The organism is Pseudomonas sp. SMV7, assembly GCF_052041995.1.
Lineage (GTDB): Bacteria > Pseudomonadota > Gammaproteobacteria > Pseudomonadales > Pseudomonadaceae > Aquipseudomonas.
Genome location: NZ_JBKGGT010000019.1, coordinates 50,586 through 72,181, shown reverse-complemented (window position 1 = coordinate 72,181; position 21,596 = coordinate 50,586). Strand labels below are relative to the sequence as shown.

The following is a 21,596-nucleotide window of genomic DNA, read 5'->3' as shown; positions in this document are numbered from 1 at the left end:
GTGAGTATCGCCGCCATCCGCCCCGCCCGGGAACTGCTGCTCAAGGAATACCGCGGGGTGCTCTCGACCCATTCGCGGTCGATGCCCGGTTACCCGTTCGGCTCGGTCGTGCCGTACTGCCTGGACGCCCAGGGCCACCCGCTGATCCTCATCAGCCGCATCGCCCAGCATACCCACAACCTGCAGAACGATCCCAAGTGCTCGCTGCTGGTCGGTGAGCGTGAGGCCGAGGACGTGCAAGCCGTAGGGCGCCTGACGGTAATGGCCGAAGCGCACAAGCTGGTAGACGAGGCTGCCATCGACGCCGCCGCCGAACGCTACTACCGCTATTTCCCGGACGCCGCCAACTACCACAAGGCTCACGACTTCGACTTCTGGGTGCTGCAACCTGTACGCCACCGTTACATCGGCGGCTTTGGTGCGATCCACTGGCTTGACCAGGTGACCCTGGCCAACCCGTTCGCCGGCAAGGCCGAGGCAAGCATGGTCGAGCATATGAACAGTGACCATGCCAAGGCGATTGCCCACTATGTCGAACTGACCGATTTGCCACGCCATGCGCCAGCGCAACTGGTCGGTGTGGACAGCGAAGGCATGCACCTGCGTATCGGTCAGGCAGTGCACTGGTTGCCTTTTCCCAATACTTGCAATACGCCGACACAAGTCCGCGAAGCCCTGGTTTTGCTGGCGCGCGCCGACCAATGGCCGGCTGTGACCAAGGCCGAGGCTTGAAAAGCCGAGCGCACGCATCCATCTGTGGGTCTTACAGGAAGGTTCTCTTCCGACGAGGAATGCTTTGATGCGTGCTTTTCTACTGTTGTTTCTCCTGTTTCCCGTGCTGGAGCTGTTCGTCTTCGTGAAGGTCAGCGCCGCCATCGGTTTCTTCCCGGCGCTGCTGTTGATCATCGCCGGTTCCGCGCTGGGTGTGCTGGTGATGCGCGTGGCCGGGCTGGCCACCGCGCTGCGCGCCCGGGAAAGCCTGCAGCGTGGCGAACTGCCCGCCGAAGACATGTTCCAGGGCCTGATGCTCGCCGTCGGGGGTGGCCTGCTGTTGCTGCCCGGTTTCATCAGCGACGTGCTGGGCGTGCTGTGCCTGCTGCCATTCACCCGTCACCTGGCCGCCCGCAAGATGCGTGAGCGTGCCGAGGCCCAGGCCATGCGCCAGCGGGCATTCCAGGACGACCCGTTCCAGGCGCAGCCGCGTGATGGCGGCCACCGTCCGAATGTGATCGAAGGCGAGTACGAGCGCCGCGACAAGTAATAGCCGGGGGCCGCTTCGCGCCCCTGTCGCGACACCAGGCCGCACCTACGGAGTTCGCAAGCCCCTGTAGGCGCGGCCTGGTGTCGCGATAGGGCTGCGAAGCGGCCCCAGGCTTTTCAGGCTGATGAAAAAATTTCTGAAGCAAGCCTTGTAATTGAATATGACGGCCTCATGTATGTGGTCACCGCAAGGTTTCTGGTGGCAACACCAGACATGACTCAGGCGGTTCGCCCAGCGCGAGCGGCCTTCCGGCTACGCCGGACAGCATCAACCCGCCGGTGTCGACACCGGCCGATGAAAACCACAATTTGGGAGAGATCGACAATGAAGCTTCGTCCTCTGCATGACCGCGTCGTTATCCGTCGCAGCGAAGAAGAATCGAAAACCGCTGGCGGTATCGTCCTGCCGGGTTCGGCCGCTGAAAAGCCAAACCGCGGCGAAGTAGTCGCCGTCGGCACCGGTCGCATCCTGGACAACGGCGAAGTGCGCGCGTTGGCAGTGAAAGTGGGTGACAAAGTGGTTTTCGGCCCTTACTCGGGCAGCAACACCGTGAAAGTCGATGGCGAAGACCTGCTGGTCATGGCCGAGAACGAAATCCTCGCCGTCATCGAAGGCTGATTTCCCCGACTTCCCGTTACTCCAAAGAATTCCAAAGGATTAAACGATCATGGCTGCTAAAGACGTAAAATTTGGTGATTCCGCCCGTAAGAAAATGCTCGTTGGTGTCAACGTTCTGGCTGACGCCGTAAAAGCCACCCTCGGCCCGAAAGGCCGCAACGTGGTCCTGGCCAAGAGCTTCGGCGCGCCGACCATCACCAAGGACGGCGTTTCCGTCGCCAAGGAAATCGAGCTGAAGGACGCCTTCGAGAACATGGGCGCCCAGCTGGTCAAGGAAGTTGCTTCCAAGGCCAACGACGCTGCCGGTGACGGCACCACCACCGCTACCGTCCTGGCCCAGGCCATCGTCAACGAAGGCCTGAAGGCCGTCGCTGCCGGCATGAACCCGATGGACCTGAAGCGCGGTATCGACAAGGCCACTGCTGCCGTCGTCGCCGAACTGAAGAACCTGTCCAAGCCATGCGCCGACTCCAAGGCCATCGCTCAGGTCGGTACCATCTCCGCCAACTCCGACAGCTCCATCGGTGAAATCATCGCCGAAGCCATGGAAAAAGTCGGTAAAGAAGGCGTGATCACCGTTGAGGAAGGCTCGGGCCTGGAAAACGAACTGTCCGTCGTGGAAGGCATGCAGTTCGACCGTGGCTACCTGTCGCCGTACTTCGTCAACAAGCCGGACACCATGGTTGCCGAGCTGGAAGGCCCGCTGCTGCTGCTGGTTGACAAGAAGATCTCCAACATCCGTGAGCTGCTGCCAGTGCTGGAAGCCGTTGCCAAGGCCGGCCGCCCACTGCTGATCGTTGCCGAGGACGTCGAAGGCGAAGCGCTGGCCACCCTGGTGGTCAACAACATGCGCGGCATCGTCAAGGTTGCTGCGGTCAAGGCACCGGGCTTCGGCGACCGCCGCAAGGCCATGCTGCAGGACATCGCCGTCCTGACCGGCGGCCAGGTCATCTCCGAAGAAATCGGCCTGTCCCTGGAAACCGCTACCCTGGAGCACCTGGGTAACGCCAAGCGCGTCATCCTGTCCAAGGAAAACACCACCATCATCGACGGCGCTGGTGCCGACGGCGAGATCGAAGCACGCGTCAAGCAGATCCGTGCCCAGATCGAAGAAACTTCCTCGGACTACGACCGTGAGAAGCTGCAAGAGCGCCTGGCCAAACTGGCCGGTGGTGTTGCCGTGATCAAGGTTGGTGCCGGCACCGAAGTTGAAATGAAAGAGAAGAAAGCCCGCGTTGAAGACGCCCTGCACGCTACCCGTGCAGCCGTTGAAGAAGGCGTGGTGCCTGGCGGTGGTGTGGCCCTGGTGCGCTCGCTGGCGGCCATTGCCAACCTCAAAGGCGACAACGAAGACCAGAACGTCGGTATCGCCCTGCTGCGTCGCGCTGTCGAAGCGCCGCTGCGCCAGATCACTGCCAACGCCGGCGACGAGCCAAGCGTTGTCGCTGACAAGGTCAAGCAAGGTTCGGGTAACTTCGGTTACAACGCTGCTACCGGCGAATACGGCGACATGATCGAGATGGGTATCCTGGACCCAGCCAAGGTCACCCGCTCGGCGCTGCAAGCTGCTGCTTCGATCGGCGGTCTGATGATCACCACCGAAGCCATGGTTGCCGACCTGCCGGAAGACAAGCCAGCTGCTGGCATGCCTGACATGGGCGGCATGGGTGGCATGGGCGGCATGATGTAAGCCAGCCTTACCCCCTGCACCATCAAAAACCCCGGTTCGCGAGAACCGGGGTTTTTTGTTTTCCTGTCGGGGTCTTTGGGGCCGCAAGGTGGCCCCTGGGTCAGGCGACGCTACGCTCGGCGGCAGGTACCTCAGCCATTCCCCGCCGATACAGAACCAGGTAGTACGAGCCGAACCCGATCAACCAGCAGAACACCGCCGTCCAGACGTTGTGTGACAGGAAATGCGCCCCTTGCATCATCCGCCCCAGCGACAGTACCGACCCGGCCACGAAAGCCAGTGCCAATGCTGCCCGCGCAAGGCGCGGTTTGCGGTCCCGCAGCATGAAGAACAGTCCGAACAGGCAGAACCCGGTCGCCGCATGCCCGCCCGGCCAGCACAGCCCGGGTTTGTCGGTAGCCGGGCGTGGTTCCAGCAGCTTGCTGTAGGTTTCGCTGCCGCCGAACTGGGTCAGGCTCCACGGGCATTGCACCTGGGTCACCTTCTTCAGCGGCGTGACGAACGCCGTTGACAGGCCCAGCGCCAGCACCAGGCAACCCAGCTCGCGGCGCCAGCCGAACAGGCGCTTCCAGAAGAAGCTTGCGGCAAAGGTCAGCAGCGACAGCACCCCAAGCAGGATCACCCCCTGCTTGACCCGGTCATGCAGGATGTTCTCCAGCAAATAGCTGTGGCGGCCGATGAACTGGCCCGCCGCGGGGTCGAAGAACAACTTGGCGATGTCCATGTCGACCGAGGTCAGTTCCAGCAGGATCAAGCCCAATGCGGTCGCCAGGGGAATGCCCAGGTAAAGCCAGAAATTGATCGGGCGGGGGCGGGTAGCTTGCTGCATGACGGCTCCAGGAGGCGAAAAAGATCGGGCATTGTCGGCTGCCCGCTATCCTGTGTCCGTGAAGGATCGGTGAAAAAACCGTCAAGTCCGATGAATTTCGCCCGGGGCTGGCACCCTGCAGGCATAGGCCTTAAGCTGCGCCTGCCGCGCCACAGCGAGAAGCGCCGCACAGGAGAAACCGATGCGCATTCTTTTGGTTGAAGACAACCGCGATATCCTGGCCAACCTGGCCGATTACCTGGGCATGAAGGGCTACACCGTAGACTGCGCCCAGGATGGCCTGTCCGGCCTGCACCTGGCCGCCACCGAACACTACGACCTGATCGTGCTCGATATCATGCTGCCCGGCATTGATGGCTACACCCTGTGCAAGCGCCTGCGTGAAGACGCCCGCCGCGACACGCCGGTGATCATGCTCACTGCCCGCGACCAGCTGGATGACCGCCTGCAAGGCTTCCGCTCCGGGGCCGACGATTACCTACTGAAACCCTTTGCCCTGTCGGAGCTGGCCGCACGCATCGAAGCGGTGCTGCGCCGTGCCCAGGGCGGCGGGCGCCGCACCCTGCAGGTAGCTGACCTCAGCTACGACCTCGATACCCTTGAAGTCACTCGTCAGGGCCGCATGCTCAAGCTCAACCCGGTCGGCCTCAAGCTGCTTGCGGTGTTGATGCAGAAGAGCCCGCACGTGTTGCGCCGCGAAGTACTCGAAGAAGCCCTGTGGGGCGACGACTGCCCTGACAGCGACAGCCTGCGCAGCCACGTGCACCAGTTGCGCCAGGTAATCGACAAACCGTTCGAAAAACCGCTGCTGCACACCGTCCATGGCGTCGGCTACCGCCTCGCCGAGGGCCGCGATGGAGTTTAAGCAAAGCCTTGCCCAGCGCATCATCATCGCCTTCGCCCTGATGAGCGCGCTGGTGGCCGGGGCCTTCGCCTTTGGCATCGTCGGTACTGTGCACCTGGTCGAGGAGCGGCTGATTTCCTCGGTACTGGGCGGTGACCTGCAGCGCTTGCTGCGCATGGACAGTGTCAGCGACTGGAGCCACCGGCCGCGCCCCGACCAGTTGTTCTACTTCAGCGGCGGGCGTGACGACTTCGAGCTGCCCAAGGACCTGCGCCACCTCGACCGGGGCTTTCACGAGGTATTCCGCGACCAGCTGTCGTACCACGCCATGGTCGAGATCGTCGATGGCCGCCGCTATGTCCTGCTGCAGGACCAGAGCGACTTCGAAGAACGTGAGCGCCTGCTGTTTGCGGTAGTGGTGGTGGGCTTCGTGCTCAGCCTGGTGCTGGCAGTGATCCTCGGCTGGCTGCTGGCACGCCGGGTGATGGCGCCGGTGATCCGCCTGGCGCGGCAGGTGCGCCATCGTGACCAGTTGCTGGGCCTGGCGCCGCCGCTGGCGCCGGACTATGCGGCGGACGAAGTCGGCCAGCTGGCGGTAGCATTCGACGATACCTTGGGCCGCCTGCGTGACGCATTGACCCGGGAAAGGCTGTTCACCAGCGACGTCAGCCACGAACTTCGCACGCCCTTGATGGTGCTGGCCACATCATGCGAACTGCTGATGGAAAACCCCAACCTCGATGCCCGCTCGCGCAGCCAGGTGGAGCGTGTGGCAAGGGCTACGGAGGAGATGCGGGAGCTGGTCAAGACCTTCCTGATGCTGGCCCGCGCACAGCGCGACGAGGGCGCGGTGGCCTCGCGCGCCACCTTGCGGGAAGTGGCAGACGAACTGGTCGGTGTGTGGCGTGACACCATCGAGCAGAAGGGCCTGGCCTTGTATTTCGACGGCCGCGTCAGTGCCAGCCCGGTGCTGTACAACGCTACCTTCCTGCAATCGGTGATGGGCAACCTGTTGCGCAATGCCGCGCACTATACCGACAGCGGCTATATCCGCCTGAGCCTCGAGGCCAACGGATTCAGTGTCGAAGACAGTGGCGTGGGCATTCCCGAAGAGCAGCGCGAGGCCATGTTCCGGCCGTTCGTGCGCGGTGATGAACGGCGTGGCGAGGGCCTCGGCCTGGGCCTGTCGCTGGTGCAGCGAATCTGCGACGACCAGGGTTGGCAGGTCACGCTGACGTCTACCTTGCCGCATGGTTGCCGGTTCCACGTCGACCTGAGCAATACCGCGACCAAGGGCGACCCGGCGGAGTAAAGCTTTGTAACAGCGCCCTCGCCATATGACGTTTTTTTCACATGGGTATGACCTGATTCCTACGCTCGCTTGCCTAATGTGGGCGGAATGGAGTCAGGAGATGCCCAATGCGTAGTCCCATCAAGCTCGAATTTTCCGAGAAGTACGACAAACAGCACGCCCGTGAGTACTTTCTCAAGCACCAGGATGGCTTGGCGCGACGCCTTTCCCACAAACGAGATGAGCAACTGGCGCGTCGCGCCCTGGCATTGGCAGGTGAGCCTGGCCTGGTCCTCGACCTGCCATGCGGCGCTGGCCGCTTCTGGCCGTTGCTGGCAGAAAAACCCAACAGGGTGATCATTGGCGCCGACAACTCCGAGGCGATGATCGAGACAGCCTGTGCAGCACAACCGCCAGAGGTGGTGGCGCGGGTACGTCCCTTGCAAACTTCGGCGTTTGCCATCGACCTGCCGGACAATTCGGTGGACAGCATCTTCTGCATGCGGCTTTTCCATCACATTGGCGAAGCTGCCCACAGAAAGACCATTCTTTCGGAATTTCAGCGGGTTAGCCGTGATAGTGTGATCCTGTCATTGTGGGTGGATGGCAACTTCAAGGCCTGGCGGCGGAAGAAGCTGGAGCAACGCCGCAACGCTCGCAAAGCCGGGCAGGACAATTACCAGAACCGTTTCGTGTTACCGGCCGAAACGGTGGAACAAGAATTCAGGGCCGCCGGCTTCAGAATCCAGGAACGCCTCGACTTCCTGCCGTTCTATGCCATGTGGCGGGTCTATGTATTGCGTAAGGGGTAGTGTTTGATGGCTGTAGCCCGGAAAGGGGAGTCGCGGTTCGATTTTTACTGGCGCCAGCAGGGCGAGTGGGTCGAGGAGCCAAACCAGCGCCGCGGTGGCGAGAGTGGCGTGCAACGCCTGAACGATGCCAATGGCAAGCTGCTGTATGCCAAGCGCCAGGTCGGGCACATCTATCGTAGCCTGCTGCACCCTTTCGGCCGGCCGACCGTGTTGCGCGAACTCGATGCGTTGAACAGTTTCGAGCAGTTGGGCGTGCGCGTGCCGCGCATCGTCTTCTGTGGTGCCGAGCGTGATGCCGATCATCAATGGCGTGCGCTGCTGGTAAGCGAAGCACTCGACGGCTTCGTCGAACTCGATACCTGGCATGCCGAAGGTGCCCGCGAACGTTATCCACAGGTGGTGCACGAGCGCATGCTCAAGGACCTGGCCGACAACCTGGCGCGCATGCACCTGGGCCACTGGCAGCACGGCTGCCTGTATGGCAAGCATGTCTTCATCAAGGTGATTGGCGAAGGTGAGCAGGCCCGGGTCGAGGTCGCGCTGCTGGACCTGGAAAAGTGCCGGCGACGTATCAGTTGCCAGCGTGCGGCGGGCAATGACTTGCGCCAGCTGCGCCGCCATTCGTCGTTGAACGACGCGGAATGGCAAACCTTGCTCTACTTTTACCAGATGGCGTTTGGCAGCGCTGTCAAAGGGTTAGGGCAATGAAACTAGAAATAGCTCGAGCTTTGTTCCTGGTAGCTGGCCTGGCGGTGACCACCGTGGCGGTGGCTGCGTGGGAAGAGCCGAGGCCGACAGTGTTCAGCAGAGCCGATATGGCCGACCAGTGCGCGTTGCCGCGGGAAGTGAAACCGCAGCAGCAGGCCAAGGTCGCGCCGGATCAGGACTTGCTGTTGTTCCTGTTCGGCATGCGCCAAGGGTTGCGGCCGTTTGGTTGAACCCGGTGCCAGATGGAAATGCAGAGGCCTCGCGATTGCGGGGCCTCTGCATTTTTGCCTGTGCCTTGCCGGCCGATGCGCGGGGTTGCCCGCGAACAAGCCGGTTCAAGCCACCGCTGTCTCCCTGGCCACTTCCTTGTGCGCCAGCAAGGTGTAGATGCAAGGCAACACGAACAGGGTGAACAGCGTGCCGATCGACATGCCGGTGGCAATCACCGTGCCAATGTCAAAACGGCTGACCGCCCCCGCCCCGGTCGCCAGAATCAACGGCACCATGCCAAACACCATCGCTGCGGTGGTCATCAGCACCGGCCGCAGGCGAATCGCCGCCGCCTCTTCGATCGCCTCACGCACGCTCAGGCCCTGTTCCTCGCGCAACTGGTTGGCGAACTCGACGATCAGGATGCCATGCTTGCTGATCAGGCCGATCAGCGTCACCAGCCCGACCTGGGTGTAGATGTTCATGCTTGAGACACCGAGGAACAACGGCAGCAACGCGCCGCAGATCGACAACGGTACCGTCACCAGGATCACCAGCGGGTCGCGGAAACTTTCGAACTGCGCCGCCAGCACCAGGAAGATGATCGCCAACGCCAGGCCGAAGGTTACCCAGAGTGCGCTACCTTCCTGAACGTATTGGCGAGCCACCCCGGCATAGTCGAAGGCGAAGCCTTCCGGGGCCTCCTCGCGGGCGATGCCCTGCACGGTCTGCAGCGCCTCGCCGAGGCTGACCATCGGCACCCCCTGGATGATCGCCGAGTTCAGTTGCTGGAACTGGTTGAGCTGGCGCGGGCGAGCGCGGTCGCGGAGGGTAATCAGCGTCGACAGGGGCAACAGCTGGCCCTGGTCGTTCTTCACGTAGTAGTTGTTCAGCCAGCCTGGGTTGTCGCGGTAGGGCCTTTCAACCTGGGCAATTACCTTGTAGCTGCGGCCTTCGAGGGTGAAGCGGTTGATTTCCCCTTCGCCCAGCAAGGTTGCCAGGGTGCCGCCGAGGGTATCCATGGATACCCCCATCTGCGCCGCCTTGGCTCGGTCGATATCCACCACCACCTCGGGTTTGTCGAACGCCAGGTCGATGTCGAGGAAGGCGAACTTGCCGGACGCCTGGGCGCGGGCCTTGATACGCTGGGCGACTTCCAGCAGCGCAGGGTAGTCACCGGCGCTGTTGATCACGAACTGGAACGGCAAGCCTTCGCCAGTACCGGGCAGCGATGGCAGGTTGAAGCCGAAGACCTGCAGGCCACCGATTTCCTCGAGCTTGGCCTGCACCAGCGGCAGCAATTCCATTTGCGTGCGCTCGCGCTCGTTCCAGGGTTTGAGCAGGAAGCCACCGATGCCGGTCTGCACGCCGTTGAAGCCGTTGATCTGGAACGACGAGTAGTACTCGGGGAAGCTCTTGAACAGCGGGGTGAACGTGTCGGTATAGGCGTTGAGGTAATCCAGGTTGGCCGTTTGCGGCGAGCTGCTCATCATGAAGATCACCCCCTGGTCCTCGTTGGGCGCCAGTTCGTTCTGGGTGAATTTCAGCAACACCGGGATCAGGCACAGGATGATCACGGCGAATACCAGTACCACCGGACGGCTGTCGAGGGTGGCGTGCAGCAGGCGTTGGTAACGCGTTTTCAGGCGTTCGAACAGCACGTCCAGGCGGTGCGCCAGGCCGCTGGGGTTGTGCTCCTGACGCAACAGCAGGGCACACATCATCGGCGACAGGGTCAGGGCAACGATGCCGGAGATGATCACCGCACCGGCCAGGGTCAGGGCAAATTCCTTGAACAGTGCGCCGGTGAGCCCGGTAAGGAAACCGATCGGCGCGTATACCGCAGCCAGGGTGATGGTCATCGACACCACGGGCATGGCGATTTCGCGGGCACCCTCGAGGGCGGCATCGAACGGCGACTTGCCCTCTTCCATGTGCCGGTGGATGTTCTCCACCACGACTATCGCATCATCCACCACCAGGCCGATGGCCAGCACCATGGCCAGCAGCGTCAGCAGGTTGAGCGAGTAACCCATCATCTGCATGAAAAACAGCACGCCGATCATCGACAGCGGAATGGTCACCACCGGGATCAGCACTGAACGCAGGGCACCGAGGAACAGGAACACCACCACGATGACGATCAGCACCGCTTCGCCGAGGGTCTTGATCACTTCGTCGATGGAGGCCTGGATGAACAGCGTGGCGTCGTAGGCGATCGATACCTTCAACGCCGAGGGCAGCTGGCTTTCCAGCTCGGGCATGATGCGCCGCACTTCCTTGATCACGTCCAGCGGGTTGGCCGCCGGGGTGGCCTTGATGCCGATGTACACCGACGGGGTGCCGTCGAACGAGCTGACCGTGTCGTAGTTTTCCGCGCCCATCTCGACCCGCGCCACATCGCCGAGCAGCACACGGCTGTCACCGCTGGTCTTGACCGGCAGGGCAGCGAAGGCCTCGGCCGACTTCAGCTCGGTGCTGGCGTTGATGCTGGTGACCACGTACTCGCCCTTCACCTCGCCAGCTGCGGAAAGGAAGTTGTAGCGGCGCACGGCAGTGGTCACGTCGCTGGCCGACAGGCCGTAGCCTGCCAGTTTCACCGGGTCGAGCCAGATGCGCATGGCGAACACCTGGTTGCCGAGAATCTCCGCCTCGGCCATGCCCGGCAGGGTGGCCAGCTTGGGCTGGATGACCCGCGACAGGTAGTCGGTAATTTGCGGGTTGCTCATGTCCTTGCTGTAGAAGCTGATGTACATCAGTGCCGAAGCATCGGCGGCTTCCTTGCTCAGGACCGGGTCCTCGGCATCCTGGGGCAGCTTGTTGCGCACCTCGTTGGCCTTGGCCAGCAGCTCGGTGAACAACCGGTCGCTGTCGGCGCCGATGCGCGCGTAGATGGAAATGATCGAGAAGTTCTGCCGGCTCACCGAGGTCATGTAGTCGATGCCTTCGGCGCTGGCCAGGCTTTGCTGCAACGGCTGGGTGATGTAGCCCTGGATGGTTTCGGCGTTGGCACCGGGGTAGGCGGTAGTGACCGTGATCAGGGCGTTTTCCATTTGCGGGTACTGGCGGATCTGCAGCTTGCTCCAGGCCTGGAAGCCCAGCAACAGGATCAGCAAGCTGACCACGCTGGCCAGCACCGGGCGGCGGATGAACGGGTCGGTGAATGCCATGCCAGCCTCCTGTCAATCCTTGCCCGTCGCGCCCGCTGCGGGCTTGAGGGCTTGGTCCTCGCCGATACGGATCGCGGCCCCCGGGGTCAGTTTCAGTTGCCCGGCGGTGACCACCTGATCCCCGGCCTGCAGGCCCTGGCTGACCACCACCACACCGTCACGGCGCTCGCCGGTCTGCACCGTGCGCTGCTCGGCGGTGAGCTGCGGCTGGCCCTTGTCGTCGTTCAGCGGCTTGCCGTCCTTGTCCTTTTTCGGCGTGGCGACGTACACCGAGTTGCCGTACAGGGTGTAGGTAATGGCGCTCTCCGGCACTACCACTTGCGGCTGCGGGTTGGGCAGCAGGATCAGCAGGCTGGCGAACATGCCTGGCAGCAGCTTGCCGTCCGGGTTGGCCATGGTCGCGCGCACCAGCAGGTTGCGCGTGGCTTCATCGACCTTGGGGTTGATCGCGCTCAGGCTGGCGGGGAAGGTCTGGCCGGGGTAGGCCGGTACCTGCACCAGCACCTGCTGGCCCACGTTCAGGCGCGGCAGGGCCTGTTCCGGCACGTTGAAGTCGACGTAGAGGCTGGACAGGTCCTGCAGGGTGGCGATCACCGTGCCGGCGGCCAGGTAGTCACCGACATCCACCTGGCGAATGCCGATCGTGCCGCTGAACGGGGCACTGATGCTCTTCTTGGTCTTCGCTGCCTTGAGTTGCTCGACCAGTGCCTGGTTGCGCCGGTACTGGGCGGTGAGGCGATCGAACTCGCCGCGGGAGATGGCTGCGTCACCGACCAGCTGGCTGCCGCGGCCGAAATCGACCTTGGCCAGGCCGAGGTCGGCCAGGGCGGTGCCGAGCAAGGCGGTTTCCTGGTCGTCATTGAGTTGCAGCAGCAGTTGCCCGGCCTTGACCTGCTGGCCGGAGTCGAAGTGCAGGGCCTTGACGATGCCTTCCACCTCCAGGCTCAGTTCCACACCCTGGAATGCCTTGAGGCTGCCAACGGCAGGCAGGCGCTCTTGCCACGGGCGCTGCTCGGCCAGGGCGGCTGCCACGGTGATGGGTGGCCGTGGGGCAGTGAACATCTGGATCTGCTGGTAGATCGAGAAGGCTTTGTAGCCTCCCAAGGCCAACACGATCAGCAGAACCACGGCCAACATGATGAGCATGCGGCGGCGCAGCATAAGGTCCGTTTCCTTGGATGCAATTGTTATTCGTTGGGACACGACAACGGGCGTTCCTGCCCACGTGGATGGGAGAATTATTGACTGTTTTTTGCGGGACGGGGAGTGAAATGCCTGTGCTGGCCTCTTCGCGGGCACGCCCGCTTCCACAGGAACCGCGCAGTCAGCGGGTTACGCGGGCCCTGTGGGAGCGGGCGTGCCCGCGAAGAGGCCGGTGCAGGCAGCAGGAAAATCAGACCAGATGCAGATGGTTATCCCAGAAACCGGACGGCAGGTTCAGCGGTTGCCCGACCAGTTCGGCCTTGCGGCAATCGTAGAAGCGGCAACGGCCCTGCCCGGAGGTAACCACAAAACCGTCCTGGACAGCGCCAACCCCGGCGCAATCAGGCATCGGTGCGTCCAGCCGCACCGCGGCGGTGTCCAGGTCCCAGATGAACAGGCGGTTGGCCCGTGGCGCGGTCAGCGCGACCAGGCGCAACTCGCTGTGGATGGCGACACTGGCGGTGTACTGGGCCATCGCCTGCAACTGCCGCTCCGGCACCGGGAAGGCCTTGAATGGCTCGCCGGGACGCTTGATCGCCAGTAGCTCGGCGGTTTCGTCGGCAGCGCCCATGAATTGCTGGCAGGCGGCGATGGTGCCGTCGCTGCCCACGGCCAGGTGGCGCACGCTGTTCATCTGCTGGGCCAGGGTTTCCTTGCTCAGCAGGGTGCCGTCGCGCTGCATCAGCACCAGGCTCGGCTGCATGGCGTCGAGGTTCATCTCCACCCGGCTTTCGGCTTCGGTGCGGATACCGCCGTTGGCCACCACCAGTGTCTCGCCGTCCGGCAGCCAGGCCAGCTCGTGCGGGCCGATGCCGTGGGTCGGCAGTTCGCCGCTGTGTACCAGGCGCTCGCCCTCGAAACGGTACACGCCGAGTACGCCGCGCCCCGGGTCGGTGGTGTCGTTCTCGGTGGCGTACAGCCATTCGCCACTCTTGTGCACCACCGCATGACCGTAGAAATGCCGGTTCGGTTGCGAGTGGACGGTTTGCAACAGGCGCCCGTCGCGCAGGTCGACCAGGTAGCTTTCGGTACCGGGGCGGCGGGCGACGAAAAGGGCTATCGGCAGTTGCGGGTGATGGATGATGGCATGGCAACGCTGGGCGACCTGGGTACTGAACACCTGGGTGCCGTCCAGGCGGAACCCGACCGCGTAGTGCTTGCCGTCGCCGTCGTCACGCGCCGACAGCAGCAGCGGTTCGCTGCCTTTGTTGCGGAACAGGCTCCAGCCGCCCAGGGTGAGGGCGCTGAGCAATACGCTACCGAGTTTGAGGGCCTGGCGTCGCAGCATGATCAGTCACCGTCGTTGGCATTGAAGCCCAGCTGGATGTTCAACGCCTTGGCCAGGTCGCCTTCGTGCAGGCGGTGGACGACGTTGAGGCTGTCGTAGATCTGGTTGAGGGTTTGCTGGCCGGCGTCGTCGGCCAGCAGTTCACCCAGGGTCTTGTGGTTGTCGGCCAGCAGCTTGAGCGCGCTCGCGTAGGCATCGTCGATCTTGTCCGCCAGGGCTTTCTGGTCGCTGGACAGCAGGCCGCGCAGGCCCTGGTTGTCGACCCCGACCCACACCGCTTCGGCGGCCTTGAGGCTGGCCTGCAGGCTGTTCAGCGAGTTGTGGCTGCGCCAGGCTTCGGCCTGCAGCGGCTGCGGGATGCCCTTGCTCTGGCGGCCCATCGGCGCGCCGAGTTTCTTCTTCAGGCTGTCCAGGGCAGTGACCTGGGCACGCAGCAGGTCGGCAATCGCCTCATGCGAGTCGGCATAGCGCTGGTTGGGGAACTTGGTCATCTGCGACAGCATGCCGTCGGTGCTGTTCCAGCTCTTGAGGATATCTTCGGCCAGCGCCTTCTGGTGTTCACCGATGGCCACCAGCAGCGGGCAGTAGCGGGCCTTCTGCTCGGCCGTGGCGATGTCCGGCTTGCTGTCGAACAGGATGTACTCGTAGGCCGAGAGGCCACGCACCACGACGCTGGCCTTGCCCAGGGCCGCGGCATCGACGGGGGTGTCGGCGCTGACCAGTTGCTCGACCTGGCGGCCGACCAGGTTCTTCTTGTCGGGCCAGAACTGTACCTGCCAGGCGCGATTACCTTCGGCCAGCGGGCCGACCAGCAGCGGTTGCAGCTCGGCCCAGGCCTTTTGCGCGTTGAGGAAGTCGGCACGGGCCTTGTCCAGGCTTTCCTTGCCTTCGCAATAGGCCAGGGCGCTGGCGGCCAGCATGCGGTCGGCTTCGACCCAGCGGCTGTAGGTGGGCAGGATCACCTGCTTGGCAATCGCAGCGGAGGTCACGGCTTGCGGGTCCTGCGGCGAGCAGGCACCGAGGGCGAGTGCGGCGAGGCTGGTGAACAACAGTTTGGGTCGGAACATGCCGGCTCCTATGCGCGTTTCAAAGTGAGTTCAGGAAAGCCAGCAACGCGGCGCGCTGCCCGGCATCGAAAGTGAGCACGACATTGCGCGCTGCCTCGGCTTCGCCGCCGTGCCAGAGCACAGCTTCGAGCAGGTTGCGGGCGCGGCCATCGTGCAGGAACTGGCTGTGGCCGCTGACCGTTTCGCTCAGGCCGATGCCCCACAATGGCGGGGTACGCCAGTCCTGGCCGTTGGCGGCGAACTCGGTGCGATCGTCGGCCAGGCCAGGCCCCATGTCATGCAGCAGCAGGTCGCTGTAGGGGCGAATCAGCTGGTTGGCCAGCTCCGGCTCGGCAGCATTGGCGGCGGTGGTGAACTGCGGTGTGTGGCAGCCCTGGCAGCCGGCCTGGTAGAACAGGTTCTTGCCTGCCAGTACCTCTGGCGTGCCCACGTCACGGCGCGCCGGCACGGCCAGGTTGCGCGTGTAGAAGGTGACCAGGCGCAGGATGTTGTCGCTGACCTCCTTCTCGCCATCGGCACCGTTGCCATTGGGGGCGGCCAGGCAGGCGGCCTGGGCCGGGGTGCAATCGTCGTTGGGTTGCAGGGTGGTGGTCAGGCCCATGTCGCCGGCAAAGGCGTGCACGTTCTGCTGGTTGACGTTGGGCTGCCCGGCCTTCCAGCCGAAGCGGCCGACCACGGTCTTGCCCAGGGCGTCGTCCCATACCCGGTTGGCGCGCCCGCGGATACCGTCGTGGTTGCGGTCGTCCGGGTCTTCGTTGGCCAGCAGGTCGGCTTCGGGGATGGCTTCGAGCAGGCCCAGGCCGATCATCGGCGGTGCCACCCGCGCGGAAAAACGCGTGTCGGGGTGCATCACGCCATAGCCGAGCTGGGTGATCTGCAGGGCCGGCTTGCGCAGCTCGACCTGGTAGCCATCCTTGAACGTCAGTGTTTCCTGGGTATAGCTGACCCGTACCTTGCCTTCCGGTGCCACGCCGGGGATGGCCATGTCCTGTAACTGGGTGCCATAGACCGGCTCCGGCACCACCCCGAGGCGCTCGACCACCTTGGCCAGGTAGGGCTGGTCGGGGATCGACAGGCGCACCAGCATCGACACTGCGTTGCTGTCGCCTGGCTCTGGCGGGTGGCCGCGGCCGTCGCGCACGTGGCAATTCTGGCAGGCATTGGTGTTGAACAGTGGGCCCAGGCCGTCACGTGCCGTGGTGGTGGACGGGGCGATCACCCACGGGTTGCGGAAGAAACTGTTGCCCACGGCGAAATCCAGGCGCCGCTCGGGCGAGAGGTTGGCCGAGGGCAGGGAATAGGCGTTGCGGTCATTGCGCTGCACGGTCGCTGCGCCAGCTGACAACGCTTCGCCGGGCTCGGCCTGGGTGAAACGCGGGGCGTCGTCACAGGCGGCGAGGGCAAAGGCCAGCAGCAGGGGAGAGAGTCGAAACAGCGACGAGGACATCGAGAATCCTGGGCGTGAGCGAAAAACCGGCGTGCAAGCTTAGCAGGGTGGAGAAGTTTGAATAAGAGCAATTTGCAATTGCTGGATGAAATCGCTGTCAGTTGGCCAGGCCGGCCTGTCCGGTTTCTGCAGGGGCATGCGGCTTGCAAAGAAAAGGCGGCCTTCGGGCCGCCTTTTCAGAACCGCTACAGCGGGATCAGAATTCGTGATCCGCAGTATCCGGGTTCAGGTTGGCAATACCCAGCTTGCCCGCAGCCTGTTCGATCGCACCGGTCTGCTTGACCAGGGCGGCGATGGCATCACGCACGATCTGGTTGCCGGCAGCGTTGTCGGCGGCGATCAGCTGGTCGTAGTGCTCGCCCTTGAGGGCGTGGTCGACGATCACCTGGATCTTGGCTTCGGTGGCTTCCAGGTCGGCCTTGAGGGTGGCGTCGGCGGCCGGGTCGACCTTGGCCACCAGCGACGACAGGCTTGGGCCGGTCACCTTGCTGCCGTCCGGGCGGGTGTACTCGCCCAGGTAGACGTTGCGGATGCCCTTGGCGTCGTAGAAGTGCGAGTAGTGGGTGTTGTCGCTGAAGCAATCGTGCTCGTCTTCCGGCGAGTTGGCTTCCAGCGAAACCTTCATGCGCTCGCCCGCCAGTTCGCCCAGCGACAGGCTGCCCATGCCGAACAGCATCTTGCGCAGGCCGTCGTTGACCGGCTCGGCCTCCAGCTTGGCGCGGTAGTTGTCGGCAACGTTCGGCGCCCAGTTGCCGACCATTTCTTCGAGGTCCTTGACCAGCAGGTCGGTGACCGCTTTCAGGTAGGCGCGACGGCGGTCGTTGTGGCCGCCGGTGGCGCCCTTGCCTTCCAGGTAGTCCGAGGCCGGACGGTTGCCTGCGCCCGGGCCGGTGCCGTTCAGGTCCTGGCCCCAGAGCAGGAACTCGATGGCGTGGTAGCCGGTAGCGACGTTGGCTTCGGAACCGCCCAGCTCGTTCAGGCTGGCAAGTTTCTCGGGGGTGATCTGCTTGACGTCGATCTTCTCTTCGCCGACCTGGATCTCGCTGTTGGCGATGATGTTGGCGCTGGCTGCCGGGTTGCCCAGGGCATGCTCGTAGCTCTTGTCGACGTAGTCGATCAGGCCTTCATCCAGCGGCCAGGCGTTCACCTGGCCTTCCCAGTCGTCGATGATGGTGTTGCCGAAGCGGAAGACTTCGCTCTGCAGGTACGGGACGCGCGAGGCGACCCAGGCGTCCCGGGCGGCCTTCAGGGTTTCGTCGTTGGGCTTGGCCAGAAACGCGTCGACAGCGCTCTGCAGGGTCTTGGCGGTGCTCAGGGAGTCGCTGTACACGGCATACACCAGCTCGGCGTAATGCTTGACTACGGCTTTGCCGGCAGCCTCGTCGACAGCCCCGGGCGCTGCAGCGGTGGAGCTGGCGGCAGCCGGTGCCTGAGCTTGCGGCGCGGCGGCCTTGTCGTCCTTGCCTTCACCGCAACCGGCGAGAGCGATGGCAATGGCCAGCAGACTGGCGGAGGCCAGAGGCATTCGAATCATTGTTGGTTTTCCTGCGTCGTGTGGTTGGACCAAGGGGGAGACCGTGCGCCGTGGCACGCGAAACGACAACATCATGCGAAAGATTTGCATTTGCTGTAAAGGGGCGCTATGCAAATTATGCAGGCGGCAGCCAAGCCCAGCGGCTGCCGGGGTGATGTCAGGTCATCGACACCTGGTTGCGCTGCGCCTGTTTGAGGAAGTTGGTCAGCTCCCGGGCCGACAACGGCTTGCTGTAGTGGTAGCCCTGGCCCTCATGGCAACCCTGGGCAATGATGTAAGTCTCCTGTTCGACGGTTTCCACGCCTTCGGCAATCACCTGCATGCCCAGGCTCTTGCCCAGCTGGATGATTGCGCGAACGATGGTGGCGTCGTCATCGTCGTCCAGCAGGTCCTGGACGAAGCTCTTGTCGATCTTGATCTTGTCCAGCGGCAGCGATTTCAGGTAGCTGAGCGACGAGTAGCCGGTGCCGAAGTCGTCGATGGCAATCAGCGCCCCGGAGCGGCGCAGGCTCAGCAGGTGCTGGGCGGCGGTGCTGATGTCTTCCATCAGGCCGGTTTCGGTCACCTCCAGCTCCAGGCTGCGCGGGGGCAGGCGGTAGGCCTGCAGCAGGTTGTTGACCACCCGCGGCAGCTCATTGTGGTGCAGTTGCACGGTGGACAGGTTGACAGCCATGCGCAGGTCGCTGAAGCCCATGTCGTGCCATTCGCGCAGTTGTCGGCAGGCCTGGTCGAGCACCCACTCGCCGATGGCGATGATGCTGCCATTCTGTTCGGCCAGGGGAATGAACTGGTCCGGCGGCACCATGCCCAGCTCCGGGTGCTGCCAGCGCAGCAACGCCTCGACACCGACCACCCGGTGGTCGCGGTAGCTGACCTGTGGTTGGTACACCAGGTACAGCTGGTTGCGCGGCAGGGCTTCGCGCAGGTCTTTCTCCAGCTCGCGGCGGCGGCGCATCTCGCTGTCGACGCTGGCGATATAGAACTGGTAGCGGTTACGCGACCGGGCCTTGGCCAAGGTCATGGTCTGTTCGGCTTTCTGCAGCAGTTTCTCGGTGCTGTCGCCGTCTTCCGGGAACAGGGTGATGCCGATGGTGGCGCGCAGGCGGATCTGTCGGTGGTGGTCGAGATCGAACGGCACTTCCAGGTCATCGAGAATGCTTTGCGCCAGTTCCGCCGCCTCGTAGGGTTGTTCGATATTGGCCTGTACCAGGGCGAACTGGTCGCCGCCCAGCCGTGCCAGGGCGCCAAGGCGGCTACTGTGGGCGCGCAGGCGATCGGCCAGGGCCAGCAGCAACTGGTCACCGACCTGGTAGCTGAACTGTTCGTTGATGCCCTTGAAGTCGTCGAGGCCCAGGCACAGCACCGCTACCCGGTGTTGCAGGCGGCCACCGTCGATGAGGATCTTGTCCAGTTGCTGCTGCAGTTGCTGGCGGTTGGGCAGGCCAGTGAGGAAGTCGTACTGGGCCATGCGTTGCAGGCTGTTTTCGGCCTCGTGGCGCAAGTGGGTGTTGCGCTCGATCGAGGCCAGTAACTGGTTGGCGGTATTCACCCACAGGCCCAGTTCGTTCTTTTCGTGGCCCTTGAGCAGTGGCAACTGGTGCTGGCTGGGGCGGTCGGGGTTGATCTGGGTGAGGTGCTCGATGATCTTCGACAGTGGCTTGGTCAACAACCAGTGGTAGACGAGATACAGCACCATGCCCATGGCCAGCGCCCGTAGTACGCCGGAAATGAAGATGATCACGGCGTTTATCAGGAAGTCCTCGCCGTAGGACGAGGTGTCGAGGGTGATGTTCAGGTCGCCGTAGTATTCGCTGTAGGGGCCGCGGCCGACCAGTTGCGTGGTGTAGGTGCGTTCCTGGCCGAGGATCAGGTCAGTCAGCCAGCGCATGGCCGTGTCCCGCAACGGACGGGACTTTTCTGCCAGCATGGTTTCGTTGGGGTGGCCGATGGAGGCCATGCGCACCGACTCATCCTGGAACAGGCCTTCCATCACCTGCATGCCCATTTCACGGTCGAGGCTGTACACCGCCTGGGTCGAAGGATCGCGGAACATGTCGAGGATGCGCTGGGCATCGTTGTTCACAGCCTGGCGAGTCTTGTAGGTGTCGTAGATGATTTGCGCACAGCTGAGCACGACGCCGACCGCCAGCGCCGACAGCAGCACGACCCTGAGCAACTTGACCGACAAGCTGTTCCGCAATTCCAGCTTCAATGGGGTTTCCTTAATCCATGCGCATGGCATCATTTTGCCATCAACGATGACGATACACTACCGGCCGACCATGAGCAGTGTATCGGTTGCCTTACCCCGCAACTTGAATGCGCTGTATCAATCTTCCAGAGGTTTGATGTTAGCGCGGTATGCGGGCTGAGCAAGCGTTTTGCGGGGCAAGCGCAGGTGACAAGCGGGCGGGTTGCTTGGCTGGCGAGGCCGCTGCCACAGGCGTGGCACACGCCTCGCTCAGAGGGCCTGTGGAGCGGACCTGGTTTGCCACGCCGCTGGAGAAACGGCGGTTCCCCGCAATAAAAAGTAATACCCGGCTACGCATGCAGACGCGCACAGCATCCGCCATCAGGCAGGCACTGCGGATGAAAGCGTTATCAGGCTGTTGCGGGGCAGGGCGGGGGAAAGGTTATTCGCAGTTGCTACTACTGGCCGGCCAGCGCTCGAGTGCGGCATGAGGTTGAGTCAGGAACATATCTGACTGAAAGCGGATACCGCAACTGTAATCGATGAACGTCGGCGCGTTCTCGGCGGCGGCTATATTGTATTTCTGGAACGGCAACATGGCGCGGCGCAGCGGTGACTGGTTGAGGATGTTCTTGAAGACCATGCTGGTGTCATCGGCAATCCACAGGCGGCGGACTTTCCTTTTCAGGTTACCGTCAGTGAACTGGTGGCGTGCATGCAGGACTCGCAAGTTATCCATGACCAGGATTTCGCCGGGCGCCAGGCTAATGTCGGTGATGTAATCCGGGTGGCTTGAATAGTTGTCCTGTATATACTGGAAAGCGGCACTCGCCCATGCTGGGCTGAAGGCAGTACTGTCATAACGGTAGCGAATACGCAGTGTGTCTTCGTTGACTTTCTCGAAAACCGAGCAATCGATCGACAGCAAGTCGTCGCGGCAGTAAGTGACACTGCCACTGGTCATCAGGATTTTCAGGATGTCGGGGCGATTCAGCAGCAGGTCATTGTAAATACGCTGCCCATCCACCAGGAAGTTGTCGCCGCCAAATTGCGGCCTGGAGACGCACTGCAGAATGACGTATTTGGGCGGGGTAATCTTCTTGGCGACCCCATCGACATAGGCCATGCCGTTGAGGAACGAGCCATCCGTATGCGGATGGAAGTCGCTCGACAGCTCGCCGTGGTAATCGTCCCGGAACGCTTGCCAGTCCTTGTTGATCGGATCGCCACCGCCAACCACGCCCGTCTCGTCGGATTTGGTGTGAAACTGGATCAGGCCGAACCTGCCTGCCACCGCGCGAAACGTCTCAACTGAATCGTCCTCGGGCGCAATTACGCAATATCCATGCTCATGAAGAAAAGTCGAAATTCCCTGGAGGTCCGTGGAATCAAACTTTTTACGCGCGATCATTTCAAACTCCTTGTTTGAATGG

The 21,596-nt window shown here is 63.0% G+C and carries 18 protein-coding genes; 9 read left to right on the top strand and 9 right to left on the bottom strand.

Annotated elements, in window-relative coordinates; genetic code table 11:
• The 4 genes from ACLEJP_RS20730 to groL all read left to right on the top strand — a co-directional run bounded on the left by ACLEJP_RS20730 (window position 1) and on the right by groL (window position 3,569).
• Window positions 1–732 (top strand): HugZ family protein, encoded by a 732-nt coding sequence (locus ACLEJP_RS20730; protein WP_440809380.1) that lies wholly within the window; start codon window positions 1–3, stop codon window positions 730–732.
• 67 nt (window positions 733–799) lie between these two features.
• Window positions 800–1,261: an FxsA family protein gene (locus ACLEJP_RS20725; protein ID WP_440809378.1), complete on the top strand. Its 462-nt coding sequence runs from the start codon at window positions 800–802 to the stop codon at window positions 1,259–1,261.
• 324 nt (window positions 1,262–1,585) lie between these two features.
• Window positions 1,586–1,879 (top strand): co-chaperone GroES, encoded by a 294-nt coding sequence (locus tag ACLEJP_RS20720; RefSeq protein ID WP_003260750.1) that lies wholly within the window; start codon window positions 1,586–1,588, stop codon window positions 1,877–1,879.
• Between the two features lie 49 nt (window positions 1,880–1,928).
• Window positions 1,929–3,569 carry a chaperonin GroEL gene (groL, locus tag ACLEJP_RS20715; protein WP_170032376.1) on the top strand — a complete coding sequence of 547 codons (1,641 nt, stop codon included), beginning with the start codon at window positions 1,929–1,931 and terminating at the stop codon, window positions 3,567–3,569.
• Between the two features lie 100 nt (window positions 3,570–3,669).
• On the opposite strand, the gene ACLEJP_RS20710 is transcribed toward groL, so the two are convergent.
• Window positions 3,670–4,398 (bottom strand): phosphatase PAP2 family protein, encoded by a 729-nt coding sequence (locus ACLEJP_RS20710; protein ID WP_440809375.1) that lies wholly within the window; start codon window positions 4,396–4,398, stop codon window positions 3,670–3,672.
• 181 nt (window positions 4,399–4,579) lie between these two features.
• Between ACLEJP_RS20710 and colR the strand changes: the two genes are divergently transcribed.
• The 5 genes from colR to ACLEJP_RS20685 all read left to right on the top strand — a co-directional run bounded on the left by colR (window position 4,580) and on the right by ACLEJP_RS20685 (window position 8,283).
• Window positions 4,580–5,263, top strand: coding sequence for a two-component system response regulator ColR (gene colR / locus ACLEJP_RS20705; protein WP_440809374.1), 684 nt, complete (start codon window positions 4,580–4,582; stop codon window positions 5,261–5,263).
• Window positions 5,253–6,554 (top strand): sensor histidine kinase, encoded by a 1,302-nt coding sequence (locus tag ACLEJP_RS20700; protein ID WP_440809373.1) that lies wholly within the window; start codon window positions 5,253–5,255, stop codon window positions 6,552–6,554. The genes colR and ACLEJP_RS20700 overlap by 11 nt, the downstream gene beginning before the upstream one ends.
• Before the next feature lie 107 nt (window positions 6,555–6,661).
• Window positions 6,662–7,345 (top strand): class I SAM-dependent methyltransferase, encoded by a 684-nt coding sequence (locus ACLEJP_RS20695; protein WP_440809370.1) that lies wholly within the window; start codon window positions 6,662–6,664, stop codon window positions 7,343–7,345.
• A 6-nt stretch (window positions 7,346–7,351) separates the two neighbouring features.
• Complete coding sequence (locus tag ACLEJP_RS20690; RefSeq protein ID WP_440809369.1) at window positions 7,352–8,053, top strand: lipopolysaccharide kinase InaA family protein; 702 nt, start codon at window positions 7,352–7,354, stop codon at window positions 8,051–8,053.
• Window positions 8,050–8,283: a hypothetical protein gene (locus ACLEJP_RS20685; protein WP_440809368.1), complete on the top strand. Its 234-nt coding sequence runs from the start codon at window positions 8,050–8,052 to the stop codon at window positions 8,281–8,283. The genes ACLEJP_RS20690 and ACLEJP_RS20685 overlap by 4 nt, the downstream gene beginning before the upstream one ends.
• Before the next feature lie 105 nt (window positions 8,284–8,388).
• Here ACLEJP_RS20685 and ACLEJP_RS20680 read toward each other — a convergent pair whose 3' ends face one another.
• From ACLEJP_RS20680 to ACLEJP_RS20645, 8 genes are all read right to left on the bottom strand, one after another.
• Window positions 8,389–11,433 carry a multidrug efflux RND transporter permease subunit gene (locus ACLEJP_RS20680; RefSeq protein WP_440809366.1) on the bottom strand — a complete coding sequence of 1,015 codons (3,045 nt, stop codon included), beginning with the start codon at window positions 11,431–11,433 and terminating at the stop codon, window positions 8,389–8,391.
• Window positions 11,434–11,445: 12 nt separating this feature from the next.
• A complete protein-coding gene (locus ACLEJP_RS20675; RefSeq protein ID WP_440809364.1) occupies window positions 11,446–12,594 on the bottom strand; it encodes an efflux RND transporter periplasmic adaptor subunit in 1,149 nt (382 codons plus the stop codon).
• A gap of 232 nt (window positions 12,595–12,826) precedes the next feature.
• Window positions 12,827–13,924, bottom strand: a complete 1,098-nt coding sequence (locus tag ACLEJP_RS20670) for a DUF1513 domain-containing protein (RefSeq protein ID WP_440809361.1) — start codon at window positions 13,922–13,924, stop codon at window positions 12,827–12,829.
• A 2-nt stretch (window positions 13,925–13,926) separates the two neighbouring features.
• Window positions 13,927–14,991, bottom strand: coding sequence for an imelysin family protein (locus tag ACLEJP_RS20665; RefSeq protein WP_440809359.1), 1,065 nt, complete (start codon window positions 14,989–14,991; stop codon window positions 13,927–13,929).
• Between the two features lie 19 nt (window positions 14,992–15,010).
• Window positions 15,011–16,438 (bottom strand): di-heme oxidoreductase family protein, encoded by a 1,428-nt coding sequence (locus ACLEJP_RS20660; RefSeq protein ID WP_440809357.1) that lies wholly within the window; start codon window positions 16,436–16,438, stop codon window positions 15,011–15,013.
• A 196-nt stretch (window positions 16,439–16,634) separates the two neighbouring features.
• Window positions 16,635–17,972, bottom strand: coding sequence for an imelysin family protein (locus tag ACLEJP_RS20655; protein WP_440809354.1), 1,338 nt, complete (start codon window positions 17,970–17,972; stop codon window positions 16,635–16,637).
• Between the two features lie 157 nt (window positions 17,973–18,129).
• Window positions 18,130–20,184 carry a putative bifunctional diguanylate cyclase/phosphodiesterase gene (locus ACLEJP_RS20650; RefSeq protein WP_440809351.1) on the bottom strand — a complete coding sequence of 685 codons (2,055 nt, stop codon included), beginning with the start codon at window positions 20,182–20,184 and terminating at the stop codon, window positions 18,130–18,132.
• Window positions 20,185–20,605: 421 nt separating this feature from the next.
• A complete protein-coding gene (locus tag ACLEJP_RS20645) occupies window positions 20,606–21,574 on the bottom strand; it encodes a TauD/TfdA family dioxygenase (RefSeq protein WP_440809349.1) in 969 nt (322 codons plus the stop codon).
• Window positions 21,575–21,596 lie beyond the last annotated feature (22 nt).